Source organism: Arsenicibacter sp. R0_47 (assembly GCF_057652235.1).
In genome coordinates, this window is sequence record NZ_JBYFCJ010000039.1 from 22,001 (window position 1) to 36,794 (window position 14,794).

The following is a 14,794-nucleotide window of genomic DNA, read 5'->3' on the forward strand; positions in this document are numbered from 1 at the left end:
GAAACGGCTACGGGGTTGGGTTCGCTGTCAGTGCTTTAAAGGAATCCTTATAGATGGCATCGCTCTTCTTGCCTGTATAGACCTGCGTGGTGTCGATGTGCTGGTGGCGTAAATGCCTCTGGACCAATTCAAGGGGATGGCCTTCATCCAGCAATAATTCCGCCACGGTATGGCGAAGGCTATGGGCCGACACCTTGCGCCGTTTTAATCCCACCCGCCGAAGGGCCGTATCCACGATGTACCGGACCTGACTCGTCTCCATTGGTTTGGAAGGGTCTGATTCACGGGGGAACAGATACGCCTTCCGGCTTTCTGATGACAGGGATGCGAGTGGCCAGCAGTCGATGGATTGCAGATAGTCCACCAGAGCCGGTATGCAGGTATCAAACAGCACGATATAACTTTTGTCGGCTTTGCCTTTGCTCTGAGTCCACAGTTCTTTGCCGGTCAGGTCCAGATCACCCACCTCCAGCCGGCAGATTTCAATCGTTCGTAGTCCTTCATAGGCCAGTAAAGACAGGATCGCCCGCTCCCGGGGTGTTCTGGCCGCATCCAATAGGGCCGCTCGTTGCTCCCGGCTCAGACTATCTTTATAATGTCCCCGGCTAAGGGTTTGCATTTTCACCGTCAGCACACTCATTAAGTCTTCCGCCTGATCAGCATTGATCTTCAGCCGGGTGCGCTTGTCGAGGCAGAACCTGGCCAGGCTTTTAATGGCGGCAAGGTATAGATTCCGGGTAAACGGCGACCGTTTTTTCGCTTCCAGGTGCGCCATGTAGGATTCCACTAAGGCTGCGCGTAAGGCCGAAAAGTTGACCGGTTTTTTCTGGTCTTCCAGGTAGAGAAAATACGCCCGGATCGCCTTCAGATAACTTTCCTTGGTGATGGCCCGAATTCGGGTTTTGTACTCCCCATAAAAGGACAGAAGTTTTTGGGCGAACGGAACCGGCTGACGACGGGGGGGATCAGCTACAAAGGCCGGGCTACCCTGCTGCTGATACCAGATCAAGAAATGACGGATGGCTGATTTGTGCGTTTGGCTTTTTCCCTCACTGTACCGTTGGAAGGTAACTCCCGAAACCTCCAGCTCACTGTCGAGACAATACCGCAGAAACTGGCCGGCCTGCCGCCGATAGGTACTTCCGGCAGGAAGAGCCTGGGCATAGTGGTCGATCAGGCCTGTCAGGCGGAGGGAAGGGGGTTGCGGTTTAGCACTCTTGCGTGGCTTAAGGGTCGGGGAAACAACTCGCGACTTCATTTTTTCAAGGGTAAACAATGCACTTAAAGGGGGCAGTTTACCCGCAAAACCTTGAAAAACAGGATTTTGGAGGGTTCTGCCATGCCCGGATCGGGCATTTTTGATGGTATAAAGATACGCATTCCAAATCAATTTCTTTGACGTTGTGATAACATGTATTACCACAACGTCAAAGTTTTAGGGTATATAACTGACTCATAAGCAGGGGCTTATGAGTGGGCTATTTTGGGTGGTAAAATGGTGTTTATGCGCGTTTTTCCATACAAGCACGGCAACGCGTTCGTTGGGGTGAGGGAGGTTCAACAGGCGTCCGTCAGAGGGTAAACCCCTCCGCGCGGGGGAGGGTTGGGGAAAAGGGGCTTCGAGATAAATCATTCTTTTTATATATTTAGGCAAACATTAACTATTCACGGTATGACACCCGAACAAGTATCCAAAAAGGCGATCCGGAATCCATTTCTGATTGATCCGGTTTTGGGCTTCGACAAACAGCTCGAAGATCAGTTTGTCAATCAGGGAATACTCCCGGACCCTTACCGGGATAACCTTCGGGAGAAAGGATTCCCCACGGGCAACGACGACAGAAAGGCCTCGCTGTTTGCTGAAGCTATCAGCAACCGGCTGGCGCTGGGGTATCCGCCTACGCCCGACGAAATTGCCCTGTACAATTCGCCCATGCTGGGGATGAGCCTGCGGTATCAGGTCGATCTGCTGCTCGATGACAAAATGGGTCGGGGGGAGTTGAAGCAGGCCGACCGGGAGGACATAAACCAGCAGTTGACAGATGAGTCAGGGTTGCGGCCCATCCGGGAAGAATTCCGGTTCGATGAGTTTGGCGAACGTTACCGCTCGGAGCGGGTGGGTGCCTTTCTGGATAACCGGCTCAATCCCGATGAAATACGCATATTCCAATTTGAAGCCGGACGTGATCCGGCTCTGGCCCATGCCCTGGCCGAACGGCAGGCTGCTCAGGCTCCTGTAGCCGGTGAGCGTCCGGCAGTAGGCGAAGTCAATCCGCCGGCAGGGATAGACACCAGCGAGGCCGTCAAGGCTGAAGTGCCCGGGGGCAGTACTCCGCAACAGCCGCTGGAAGCGGTAGGAGTAGAGCCGACCGCTCCCGTCGCTGAGGTGCCGGTTGCCGTGCAAACACCCGATACCGTGAAACCCGGTTCCTCAGATCGTGCTGAAGAAGCGCCGGCAGAGACCATTTCCCCGGGACCACGCCCGGTTGCTGGCGAAGAACGGATCCAGCCTAAAGCGGTGGTGGAGCCGGTCGTAGTCGAGGAAGCCCCCGTTCGAAAACAACAGCCAGAACCCGGGCCGGTTCGCCGGGCGGTCGTGGAATCCCTGCCCGTGGAACCCGAGGGGCCGGTGCAGTCCGAACGCCGGGGAATTCTGGCTTCGATTGGTAGTTTTTTCTCCCGCATGTACGAACGGGTACGCTCGGCATTTACTGGCCAGCCGATACGGGGAGGTGAAGACCGACCCCTTACCCAGAGCAGGCCCCGGGCGATGGTCGCTACCCCAAACCCATCCAATGCCGGTGGTCAGCGGGAGCCTGGCCAGAACCGCAATGTGGTTGGGCAGAACGAGGGCCGGACCAATGCCCCCCTTCAGGAGGAACGTCCGGTCGCCCGTCAGGCACCGGCTGAAACGGCAAGTCAGGGTGTTTCGCAGCAACCCGCTCCGGCGGCTGGGGAACGAACGGCAGAAACGCCCACGCATGCCGCTGTCGAAAACAGACCGTCGCAGGCCGCGCAGCTCCAGCCAGAGCCTCGCCAGACTCAGCCTACGCAGGTCGCTTCGGACCAGCGGCCCCCGGTGCAGGCAGCGGTCGCGTCGGTGGAACCGCCCCGTCCGAACCTGGTTCGTCGGGCCGTCAATTACGTAGTCGAACAGGTCAAGTCGGCCTATACCTATGTTAGTGAGCAGATTACCCGCCTTCGCACAGGGTCGCCACAACCCGCTGGAGCGGCTCCGGTGGGTGCCCAAACCTCCACAACGCCTACCGAGGTGCGCCCCGGGGGTACACCCGATGAGGTTCAACCCTCCGTTGCTGCGGCCCCGCATGTTGCTCGGCAACAGGAGGTTTCGCCCACCATGCAGGTTTCAGCAGATCCGGGTTTGGCTCAGAGAGTCGATACCCCCGCTCCGGCCCAGACACCGCCGGGACCAGCGCCAGCCGTTACGCGTGTACCCGGTGAGATGACGCCTGCCCCTGGTGAATTTAACTGGCTTGACATGGCAGCGTATATGAGCCGGGTGCAGCAAATGGCCCCAGAAGGCCGCAACGCCCTGTTTAATGAATTGAGTCTGAACAAACTCAATCCAATGGAACGACAGGTGATGGGGCGGCTGGTGACGGCTGATCCGGTCATTCGGGAAGAGTTTGTCGGCTATCAGAACCGGCAGGCCGAAAGTATGCGGTTTGTCAAAGGGCAGATGACTCCTGATGAACAGCAGCAATTCACCGATAAAATAGCCGTGTCGCCTGCGCTGAAAACGGAGCTGGAGACCGCTCGTGAAGTGCATCAGAACGGGCAGGTGGTCCGTTATCAGAACGGGCAGATGCCGGAAACGGAGCGAAATGCCTTTGAGCAACAGCTCAAAACGGAACCCGGCTTGCAGCAAAAACTCGATGCCCGGATGCAGGCTGTACCCACGGAAGGTGGCCAGACACCCTCTCCAGCGGTTGTCGATGGCAACCCGGTTGCGGCCTCACAACAGGTTGTCGGCCAGAAGAAGAGCCAGCCTACCCCGGAAACGCCGGAGAGCCGTCAGGCCAATCACATCGTAGGCGCACTGGTTGAGGGACTGATGATTCAGTCCAGGGGTAATAAAGATCAGGTGGAAAAACTAATTCGAAACCTGCCCCCCGAAACGCGCCGGTCGATGGCCGAGACGCTGGCCACCTCCCAGGTGGGATCGAAGTCTATCGAAACCGCTTTGGATACACTCCACCGCCGGATGAACAGTTACGGTGGTCCCCAGAACATTTTCCGGGAGCTGGGTAAACAGCAAGGGCTGGGAATTTCCGTCCAGCAGCGCCAGAAAATGGACGAGCCGCAGAAAGAAGGGAATCGTAAACATTATCTGGATGCCGATGGGTTGAAGGAAGGTCGGGCGCAGCGGGTCGATGAAACCCGGATCAGACAGCAGGAGAAAGAGTTTGACGAGCGAAAAGTTGCCCGGAATCAGAAGATCTCTGTTTAATTAAGTCATTAGCCATCAGGCCCCAAACAGGACACCAGCCGTCGCTGGTGTCTTTTTTTTGTCGTTTCGCCGGTCGGTCAACCTGGTAAACAAAGGAGCTAATGACCGGAATAAAAGGTCGATAAGGGCCGAAAATAAGTGAACAGTTTATGGGCTTTTCAGGCCCGTAGTCCAACGATGTCGATTTGCCGTATTTCAATTAAAAAAAAGCATTTGTGGTCATTCAGAGGGCATTGTAACCAGGTTCTTCACCGTTCAGAAAAATCAGATAAACCTTTCTGAATTATCTATTACATTCATGGCGATTTTTACGCCTTTTGTTTGTGAATAAAACCATTTATCCTAAAGTGTAATAATCTGTTAATCAAACCCGCTGGAAGGGCGTTAATTAGGTAGAATCGCTGCATTCACTAATCCTTTTCAGCTAAAGGTCTCTTAAACATGAAAAAACTAAGTATTTACCTCGTCCTGGTGGTTGGCACTCTGCTGACACAGGGCTGCAAGAAGGACAAGGATAACCCTGTCCCGATGAGTGCCGAAGATCAGATTGAGAATTCGGGTGATCCGGTGAAATTTCTGGCCGGGGAGTACTTCACCCATGAAGCCAATAACTACATTTCCGGGGTTTGGGAAACGTGTGACGATCCGGAGGGGTACGGTCAGGTAAAAGTCATCAAATCGCGGTATTTTCTGACCCTGGTTGCCAAAGGGACGGACTCCCTGGCGGTCAGTATACTGGGGGATGGCGGATTTGGTCCTTTGAACGGAAATCTGGGGACGTTTGCTCCTTCTGCAACCAACGCTGCCAAAAACGAATATCTGCTCCGTAATAAAGCGGCTGGTATCACGATTACCCGCATTGCACAGGCCACAAATACGCTGTATTCAACCTCCCGGTTGAATCTGGTCAACGATAAAAACGAAAACCGGGGCTACCTGGCCTTTAACCGGGTTTCCAAAGGTATTGTGAAGAAATAGTCACCAATCGTTAGCATATCATAATAGAGCCAGCAGCGCGAGTCGTTGCTGGCTTTTTGCATACATGGGGCAATCAATGGCGTTCGCGAATCATTCCCAAATTATTCCAACGACGTTCCGGAGTTGTCTCCAAATCGTTCCTGACGGGTTTTTGCGTTCTTCGTTTATACTTGTTGAGGTTCCTGATTTATTCGGATATTTGGGATTGAAAAAAGTCAGCTACAGAATCTGTGGCTGGCTTTTGAGAATGGTATTTAAAACGGTCGTTTAATCCGTTTTCCATTTAGGGCTGTTTTTTCGCGGTTTGCCAGCGTGGACGGTTTTACCGGGCGTCATACGGGTTGTTCACTGTGTAGCATTCTTGGCCTTGGGTTAACCATCCGCCTTTTTAGCTTTCGCTTTGGCCTAGGCTTGCTAGGCTTTTAGCTTTTCCTCCACTTCGGCCACTTTGGCTGAAACTATTTCCATCCACCGTGGATCTTTTCGGAAAACACCCCCATCCGGTGTTTTCTGTTCGAAATGAATTCAGCCCACGATCTGTGTGATCGCTCGTTACATCGTCTACTTCAAACGGCCATATGTCATCGGTGGTAGGAGTTGGGGGCATAATTGGAGAGTTTTCGTGAGTATTTATGGTTCCCTTCACCGTTTCAGAACCGGTTTCCAGGTTAGGAACATTGACCGCTTTTCTGATACTTCTTCGTTTTTGTTTTCGGTCGAACGACTTCAGAAACTTCAATCGTAATGTCGGTTGGGGTTTGGTTAACAGTGGTCTGACTACCACCTGGATTTTGCTCAATCCTAAGCGTTTTGGGCGTTTGGCTGCCGTCGGTCGGGTCCCCAACAGATTCTATTTTGGGATGTGATTTGAATGGTTCCCCTGGTCGGGCAATTCCCTCAATAGCGTCGATGGGGAATTGATCTGGAGTGGTTGGATATTAGTTTAAATAATCAGGACTTAATATGACAAATTGTGTAAATTTGTTTCATAAAATATAGTCAAGATTAAGATGACAACACAGGAGAAAATTATCAAGAACAAACTGGGTGTTCTGAAGTTAGCCCAAACTCTGGGTAGTGTCTCTCAGGCTTGCAAAGTAATGGGCTATAGCCGTGACAGCTACTACCGCTTTAAAGAACTTTACGAGACAGGGGGCGAAGCGGCTCTACAGGATTTAACCCGTCGTAAGCCGCTGGAGAAGAATCGGGTCGCTACTGAAGTAGAAGATGCGGTCGTTCAAATAGCTGTTGATCAGCCCGCTTATGGGCAGGTCAGGGTCAGTAACGAGCTGAAGAAAAAAGGGCTCTTTGTCTCACCGGGAGGAGTACGTTCTATCTGGTTACGGCATGACTTAGAACTGTTTGCCAAACGACTTAAAGCACTGGAATCGGAACGCCGAAACGGCCAAGGTGGCACAGGACGGATTGATCCTGACAGAGGCTCAGGTAAAAGCCATGGAAAAAGCCAAGGAAGAAAAGCAGGCCATGGGCGAAATTGAAACGGAATTCCCTGGTTATCTGGGCTCTCAGGCGGCCGCCGCGCGGATACTTATTTCGTGGGTACAGTCAAAGGCGTGGGCCGCATTTATCAGCAAACATTCGTTGACACCTAGTGGCCTTTGCCAAAGTGTATGACCGCAAAACAGCACTGGTAGCAGCGGATCTGCTCAATGACCGTGTATAACCTTTCTTTGAGGCCCATGCCGTTAAACTCCTGCGGGTGCTTACTGACCGGGGCACGGAATACTGTGGCAAACCGTAACACCATGAATATCAATTATATCTGTCTATTGAGGATATTGATCACACCAGGACAAAACCGGGCCGCCTGACGGGTCGGTCACCCCAGCAGAATGGCATTTGTGAACGTTTCCATAAAACCATACAAGACGATTTCTATGCTATCGCTTTCCGTAAGAAAGTATACACTACCTTGGAGGACTTACAAAAAGATCTGGACCAATGGCAGGAAGAATACAATCGGGAGCGAACCCATCAGGGCAAATATTGCTTCGGGAAAACGCCTTATCAAACCTTTATTGACTCGGCAAAATTAGCCTGGCAAAAAGATTTATCGGACAATAAATTGTTTACTCAGCAAAATGTCCGATAATTGTCATTTGTCAGATCAAGTCTTAACTTATACAATATCTTTAAGTGTTATGATCGACTTCTACTTTCTCCAAGACGGCGTTTCGCTTCTACAACTAATGCATCCGCCGTTCGATACATAGTAGCCTCTTGCTCATCTTTCAGCTTGTTATAAAAGGTATCAAGCACAGTCGGGTTCTTGCTACGGCATTCATAAATAGCATTCTGTAACTGACGTGACTCTTGGAGTAGTGTTTTTGCGCTTTTTGTAAATGCGGTCGTCCAAAGTGACTTGGCACACACGACCAATTCCTTCTGTCGTTTAGACGCATCTCTCTGCTCTTTAAACTGTTTAAAGCAATAGGTTATGAATGGGGCGAATATGAAAGCCATTAGCAGAAAGTCTTTGAAGCTTTCTTTGAATAGCAGACCAACTGCTAATAGCAAGATCATTACTCCAACCAACGCTTGAGCAGCCAAATTTGAGTATCTTCTTCTCAATTCAGAGTCCCAACTACAATTACTGAGTTGGCATACTAATCGCGCAAGGTGAATGGGTAATACCTCTACTGCTGTAGAGTACCAATTCCTCAGTTTTTCGATGTTTCCGGGTGTACGCTTATGCTTGTTATAATAAGTAGCTATTTCATCATTTGTTACGTCTTCTGGATTGTGTAGAGGTGAACATTGCATTTCTAATACATGACAATCGAATAACTCCTGAATTTTGGCTGCCTTTTCGCGGTAGCCACTTATCAGATAGTCGAAAAGCGTTACATCAACGACAGCCATGAGACCTCCTAAAATAGCTGCCCAATCAGCTATTTTAGGGTTGACCCAAGCCCAAACACTAAGTACAATAGGTATAATGACACTTGCTAACAGTTGAAAAACCTGCCACCGTTTCGCTTCTGAATATAGTTCACGTTGGGCGGCAAGACGTTCAATTTGGGTCGGCTCATTTTGCCGGATGGGTATCTGATTCATCATCGGTATGCAGGAAATTTGTAATTGAAAAGTTTATTCCAATAGTCAAAAGCAAGATCCTGTTTGCCCCGTTGCTCGGCTTCTATAGCTTTCAGAGCGCGGCCTGTGGCCGTGGCCAGCCGCGACAGGGTCGTTTCACGTTGGGTGTCGGTGTTGCAGGCGGTGAGGCCAAGCGTAACCCTCATTGGGTCGTCAAATTCATCGAGCTCATGCTTGTAGAGCACGATGAACAATTTATACAAATCGAGCGGCAGATCGAGCCGTCGTCTGGTGGCTAAGTGCCGGGCCGCAAATAATTCCAGATAGAAAGAACGGATGGGTACGTTATGATAAAATTTCCATGCTTTCAGCAGCTTAATAAGCGGTTTAAGCCGACCACCCATCTGGTTGTCATGCTCACGAACGTAACAGTTGTGGGCATCGGGGCTTGACCTCAGCCAGCCGCCATTTCCATCGGGGATTCGAAACGCACGGTGTCGGCCGACCAATCCATCAAACACACAGGGCGTTATCTCGAGCGTTTCGGACTCGTACTGCCCAAACGGAACGCTGACCGCCGGGCATTTTACCCGAATATTCGAGGTTCGGGGGAAGGTGTATTCCAATGCTTCTCGTAAATCGCGCAGTACGGTAGACGAGTTTTTTCGGACGTAGTCCGCCTTCAGTACCGCAAAATAGTCCGTGTCGCTATGGTGGCGCACGCCAGTACCGTTACCAAATGAACCGGTCTCAAATAGCTCGCAGTAAGCGAAGTTGTTCTTTAAACACCGCTTCACCGAGTCTTTATGTGAAGCCGCCTTTTTATGCTCATTGGGTAGCGAACTTATCTTCTTTAGAAAAGTATCAAACCCTTCCTTAACAGTACGCAGCATGAGTCGTTAACCGAAATTGGGGAATGAAGGACCAAATACCTGTTGCCACGCAGCAATTGACGCTTTGTGGTCGCTATTGCTTTCGTGCTGCCGGGCCTCGCGTGCGTATTCGGCGTACCGGGTAGCCACCGCGCTGATGCGGTTTCGAGTTTCGTAATCCAACCGATTAATGTTTCCCTGAATGCCTTTCGGGTCCTGAACATCCCAACGGATCGCCCAGGCAATGTGGTCGAGCAAGTCTGGTATCTCCACATCCGGCCAGCCAGACGCTACTTCGGTCTTGGCTTCGTAGTATTTGAAAATGATGGTCTCCAGCAAGTACGAGGGTATGGTTGTCGTGATGGGCCGCTTTGTCCAGAACTTTATCAGTCGCAGTACGTTCAGCACGTTCCCGTTGTGCTGCTGATTGACCGACGTGGTTAACGACTGGTCGATGCGCGGGTCGGTTTTTATCCAGTGGCCATTTCCGTCTGGAATCAAGTAGTACGTTTTGCCCCAAGCGTCCTCGGTCGTCATAAAACACGGTACGATGTCAAAGCTCCAGTCGTAGGACGATAAATTGAGTACGGTGGCCTGCTGCGTATACTTTTTCTCAGCCGATTTATACTGTGGAACACCTTCTAATCCTGCTTTAAACTGGTTAAGTACCTTTATCGAATGAAGCAGTTGAGTTCCATCATGACAAAGCTTTGTAAGCCGTTCCGCGTTCGGATTGACTGTTATCTGAATCCGATCTGTGTACTCAAGATAGGTACTTCCACTAGCGTGCAGCCCGATCAACATATCTATATCATTGAGGGGACGAATCTTGGTACGTCGGGCGAACGAACCGTAATCGAAATGATACTCTTTTACTAAAAAAGGAAATGTGTCGTACTTACCTGGCAGCTCGTTAATTCTGTCCTTAAGCCAGTCACGGCTCTTCCGGGCGTCTTTGGTCTGATCGGCGTCAAGATTTACGGTATCACGTAAGAATTCTGTAAAGGCGGTGTTCACTGTCGAAGCCATAACTCATTCATCAATATTTGTTTGAGCAAATGTAACCAGATTTCATCTACCAAACTTACGGCATGATAAAAATATTTATTGCCGAAAATTTGACCTATTTATATTTTGTCCCCATCTTGCATACAGTTATTGTAAACCCTGCTCCTAAACCCCGACATCGTTTTGACTACGCCCTTCTCCGATGCGCTGCTCGTCCGGTTGCGCGCTCAGCCCGAGTGGTCGAAGGCCGACCTACTTGACCTGTTGCGGGGTGAATATCCCGACCTCTCGGACGCCACGCTAACCTGGCGTATCCACGACCTTAAAAGCCGGGGACTACTCTATAGCGCCGGGCGCGGTCTGTACGTACCCGACCCACCCGCCACGTTTCTGCCGGTGCTGGCCTCAACACCCCGGCGTATGATTAATCGGCTGATTGCTGACCTGCCTGGTGCCGACTGTTGCCTGTCTGAAACTAATTGGCTCAACAGTGTACTGCCCGGTACCGAGTCGGCCCCCAAGCTTTCCTTAACATTGATTGAGGTAGAGAAGGCCCACTTAGAAACAGCCTACGGTCTGCTGCTCGGCTTTAGCCGGACGGTGTTTCTGAACCCCGATGCTACCGAAGTCGAACGCTTTGTACGGCTCCACGACCGGGCCATTGTATTGCGGCTGCTGGTGAGCGAAGCCCCCAAGATGACCGTGAGTAACGTACCCGTTAGCTCACTGGAAAAAATGCTGGTCGATGCGTTGGTCCATACCGACCTCTACGCCGATTATCAAACCCGGCTGGGAATGCTGCTGAACAACGCCCGCGACCACTTTGCCCTAAACCTCGACCGCTTGCGCCGGTATGCCCGCAGACGCGACAAACTAAATGAACTGAACGAATTGCTATGACCAACGAGACCAATACGATACAAGACTCAGACGTAACTGACACCGACGCCGGCGTGGATTCGCCCGGCGCTGCCGAAACCGTTACCGCTGCCGACGACACTAAGATTATCTGCGTACTGACTGGCGAACCCGTCAAAGACAGCGAGAAGGAACAAACACTGCAAAGCCTGATTCGGCAGATGAACGAGGAATACGGTTTCGAGATGGCCGACCTTGAACGCGATTTCACCTTCATCGGTGAAGACGAAGCCGGTAAGAAAATCCGTCGGAAGGCCGAACTGGTGGCCTTCGAGGCCGGGGCCGAACACACACAGGCGGGCATCATCCGGGTATGCTTTGTGCAAGATCCGAAAACTAAAGAAGCCGACGCCAAAAAAGGCACGGTGCTACTCGACGATGCCTTGAACATGCTCGAAAACTGCGAGTTCGGGCTGTGGACTAATGGGCTCATGAACTCGTTCCGGCACCGTACCGGCTACAAGGCCAACCTCGAAGCCAAACTTGAAGAGGTGTCGGATTTTCCCGGCGCGGGCGAGACCATGGACGACCTGACGCGCTCAGACCGCATGGCCGCCCGCAAACCCGCCAACGACTCGCTGATTCGGACCTTCAAACGCTGCCACGACTACATCTACGGCAACCAGGGCCGCACCAAAGACGCCTTCTGGCAACTGCTGTACCTGATTTTCTGCAAAATCTACGACGAAAAACGGCGCGATATATGCCACCAGAACGGCGAATCGTACCGCCGAAAATTCTGGGTTGGCGCTACCGAACCGCATACCGAAGAGGGGCGCAAAGCCGTATCAGAACGGATCAAATCGCTGTTCGAGGAACTGAAAGAGAGCGACGATTTTCAGGACGTGTTTGAGGGTAACGAGCAGATTCAATTAAACCAGAAAGCCCTAAGCTATGTAGCAGGCGAACTGGCGAAGTACTCCTTCCTGGATGCAACAGTCGATGTAAAGGGCATGGCTTACGAAACCATTGTCTCAAACACACTCAAGCAAGAGCGCGGGCAGTTCTTCACGCCCCGCAACATTGTGCGGCTGATGGTGGAAATGATGGACCCCGACCCAAGCCACCGCGTGTTAGACCCCGCCTGTGGCTCCGGGGGCTTCCTGGTGATGGTGCTCGACCATGTGCGTAAAAAAATTGCCAAAGAGATAAACCCCACGCTCGACGGCGAATGGCTTAAAGACACCTTTAACTCGCCTGAAGTCAACGAACGGGTACGTCTATACGCGGGCGAAAAACTGTTCGGTATCGACTTCGACCCCGACCTGAAACGGGCCGCCCGCATGAACATGGTAATGGCCGGCGATGGCCACGCCAATATCTTCCAGTTTAACAGCCTCGAATACCCCGACGGCGACGATACCGACGAAATCAACGGCTTCAACGAGCGACTGATGGACAGCTTAGACGCTGAAGGCGACCCCAACGGGGGACCGGACTATGAGGACGCGACTGAGAAGTTTGACCTCATCTTCTCGAACCCGCCCTTTGGGGCCAAAATCCCCATCAACGACCCGCGTGTGCTCGAAAAATATGACCTTGGGCACGTCTGGAAACGCCTGGATGGCGGCTGGGATATGGACGGCCGCTTAAGCGCGTCGGAGCCGCCTGAGATCCTGTTTATTGATCGCTGCTATCAGTTTCTCAGGCCCGGTGGCCGGCTGGCCATTGTGTTGCCCGATGGTATTCTGGGTAACCCCAACACCGAATACGTGCGCGATTGGATTCTAAAACGCTTCAAGGTGCTGGCAAGCGTGGACCTGCCTGTTGAGGCATTCTTGCCGCAGGTAGGCGTACAGGCCTCGCTGCTGTTTCTGCAAAAGCTAACCGACGAACAACGAGCCCTGCAACGCGATGGCAAACTGAAAGCCTACGACGTGTTTATGGCCATTGCCGAAAAAGTAGGCAAAGACCGCCGGGGAACCCCCATTTATGAGCGCGACGAAGACGGAGCCGAAATTAAAACCGAGAAGACCATCACGTACCTGTTCCGCGACCCCAAATCCGGGCAGGCCGACCTGAAGGAGCGGCAGGAAGTAACCCGCGACCTCGACGACGACCTTCCCAAAATTGGCCAGGCATACCAACGTTTTCGGAAAGGAGAGAAGCTATGATGAAGTTAGGAATTATTCCAAGTGATGTTCTAAGCGAGAATCCACGGTTAGAGGCTAAATTCTTCTTGGATAGGTACGCTCTTAACGCCCGTAAGATTGAACGTGCATCAGTAAAGAAAGTGATCCTTTCTCAAGTCGCCCATGTTTTTAATCCTCCCGTTTTCAAACGTCAGTTTTGCTCTCCTACCGAACGAGCCGTTCCTTACTGCCAAAGCTCTGACGTTACAAACATGGCTGAGGGAAGCAATATTTACATCAATAAAGCTCAAGCAGAAAAAATAAACGCCCTTGTTGATAAAAACTGGATACTCATTACCGGCTTTGGCAGCATAGGCAACACGAGACTTACCAGCATTCTCACAGCAGGTTCCGCTTATGCTAATAATGTCTGTAGGATAGTCCCAAACGGCGAACTACCTTACGGGTACTTATACGCTTTTTTAAGCTCAAAGTATGGAATTGGACAATTTAACAAGAATGCATCTGGTTCGGTAGTACGCTACATTGAAGCGCCAGGAATTAAGAAAACTCTAATTCCCATCCTGCCCGACGCCGAGCAGCAGGCCATTCATACGGCCATCGAAACAGCGGCCCGGCTGCGGGTGGATGCCAATGCGCTGCTGGGGGAAGCCATTCAGACGCTGGAGAAGCGTTTGCCTGAACTTAGAATGCCTACCAGCTACATAGCGTCGTCGGCTTCGTTTTTCGGTGAACGACTGCGTTTGGATGCTACTGCCCACCTGACGCTCATCGACGGCTTTTTTGATAAGGCCGGTCAGAATGCCGCATTGAAAACGGTCGAATCCGTTTCGAGTCAGGTGTTTACGCCAGGTATCTTTAAACGGATGCGCGTCAGCGACCCCAGCAAGGGCATTCCGTTTCTGAGTGGTGTCAACCTGCTTGAGGTGACGCCTAAGTTTGACGATTACTTATCCCGTAAAATGCCCAACCTCGCCGACTACGTATTGCGAGAAGGTTGGCTGGCCTTGCAGGATTCGGGCAGTATAACGTCAATGGGGTACGTCAGTATTGTGCCAAAGTTTCTGGATGGCGTAACAGCTACTAACAATCTGGTACGTGTAGTGCCTGGCGAAATCAACCACAACCCCTACATCTACGCGTTCCTGAAAACGGCACCGGGTCAAGCCATTCTGCGAAGCTTTTCGTATGGTACCGGCCAGTTGCACATTGATAATGGGCAAATCAGCCGACTCCGAATTCCGATTTACGAGGACCTGTTTGCGTCAGTTACGGCCAACGTAGAAGCGTACTCAACCAAATTCAGTGAGGCTTACCAGCTCGAAACCGGGGCCATTGCGCGGGTTGAGGAGTTGGTAGGAAGCTGGTGAGGGAAACCTCTTTTCCGAATTATCTAT

The 14,794-nt window shown here is 51.6% G+C and carries 9 protein-coding genes and 1 pseudogene; 6 read left to right on the forward strand and 4 right to left on the reverse strand.

Annotation, left to right across the window (positions count from 1 at the left end):
- Nucleotides 1–7 precede the first annotated feature (7 nt).
- Complete coding sequence (locus AC23NW_RS32730; RefSeq protein WP_487454860.1) at nucleotides 8–1,258, reverse strand: tyrosine-type recombinase/integrase; 1,251 nt, start codon at nucleotides 1,256–1,258, stop codon at nucleotides 8–10.
- 414 nt (nucleotides 1,259–1,672) lie between these two features.
- Here AC23NW_RS32730 and AC23NW_RS32735 point away from each other — a divergent pair, with 414 nt between their 5' ends.
- The 3 genes and pseudogenes from AC23NW_RS32735 to AC23NW_RS32745 all read left to right on the forward strand — a co-directional run bounded on the left by AC23NW_RS32735 (nucleotide 1,673) and on the right by AC23NW_RS32745 (nucleotide 7,562).
- Nucleotides 1,673–4,471: a hypothetical protein gene (locus AC23NW_RS32735; RefSeq protein WP_487454861.1), complete on the forward strand. Its 2,799-nt coding sequence runs from the start codon at nucleotides 1,673–1,675 to the stop codon at nucleotides 4,469–4,471.
- A gap of 441 nt (nucleotides 4,472–4,912) precedes the next feature.
- Complete coding sequence (locus AC23NW_RS32740; RefSeq protein WP_487454862.1) at nucleotides 4,913–5,449, forward strand: hypothetical protein; 537 nt, start codon at nucleotides 4,913–4,915, stop codon at nucleotides 5,447–5,449.
- A 1,010-nt stretch (nucleotides 5,450–6,459) separates the two neighbouring features.
- Nucleotides 6,460–7,562: pseudogene (locus AC23NW_RS32745) on the forward strand (IS481 family transposase).
- A gap of 47 nt (nucleotides 7,563–7,609) precedes the next feature.
- Here AC23NW_RS32745 and AC23NW_RS32750 read toward each other — a convergent pair.
- From AC23NW_RS32750 to AC23NW_RS32760, 3 genes are read right to left on the reverse strand one after another with little or no spacing between them, the layout of a single operon-like run.
- Nucleotides 7,610–8,530: an S-4TM family putative pore-forming effector gene (locus tag AC23NW_RS32750; protein WP_487454863.1), complete on the reverse strand. Its 921-nt coding sequence runs from the start codon at nucleotides 8,528–8,530 to the stop codon at nucleotides 7,610–7,612.
- Nucleotides 8,527–9,399, reverse strand: coding sequence for an SMODS domain-containing nucleotidyltransferase (locus tag AC23NW_RS32755; RefSeq protein ID WP_487454864.1), 873 nt, complete (start codon nucleotides 9,397–9,399; stop codon nucleotides 8,527–8,529). Before AC23NW_RS32755 ends, AC23NW_RS32750 begins: the two co-directional genes overlap by 4 nt.
- 6 nt (nucleotides 9,400–9,405) lie before the next feature.
- Nucleotides 9,406–10,407: a hypothetical protein gene (locus AC23NW_RS32760; protein ID WP_487454865.1), complete on the reverse strand. Its 1,002-nt coding sequence runs from the start codon at nucleotides 10,405–10,407 to the stop codon at nucleotides 9,406–9,408.
- Nucleotides 10,408–10,569: 162 nt separating this feature from the next.
- On the opposite strand from AC23NW_RS32760, the gene AC23NW_RS32765 reads away from it, so the two are divergent.
- Genes AC23NW_RS32765 through AC23NW_RS32775 form a run of 3 tightly spaced genes read left to right on the forward strand, consistent with a single transcriptional unit; the run spans nucleotide 10,570 to nucleotide 14,767 of the window.
- Nucleotides 10,570–11,286: a DUF6577 family protein gene (locus AC23NW_RS32765; RefSeq protein ID WP_487454866.1), complete on the forward strand. Its 717-nt coding sequence runs from the start codon at nucleotides 10,570–10,572 to the stop codon at nucleotides 11,284–11,286.
- Entirely contained in the window at nucleotides 11,283–13,418 is a 2,136-nt protein-coding gene (gene mads2 / locus AC23NW_RS32770; RefSeq protein ID WP_487454867.1) for a methylation-associated defense system DNA methyltransferase MAD2, read from the forward strand. Before AC23NW_RS32765 ends, mads2 begins: the two co-directional genes overlap by 4 nt.
- Nucleotides 13,418–14,767, forward strand: a complete 1,350-nt coding sequence (locus AC23NW_RS32775; RefSeq protein WP_487454884.1) for a restriction endonuclease subunit S — start codon at nucleotides 13,418–13,420, stop codon at nucleotides 14,765–14,767. The genes mads2 and AC23NW_RS32775 overlap by 1 nt, the downstream gene beginning before the upstream one ends.
- Nucleotides 14,768–14,794: the final 27 nt, after the last annotated feature.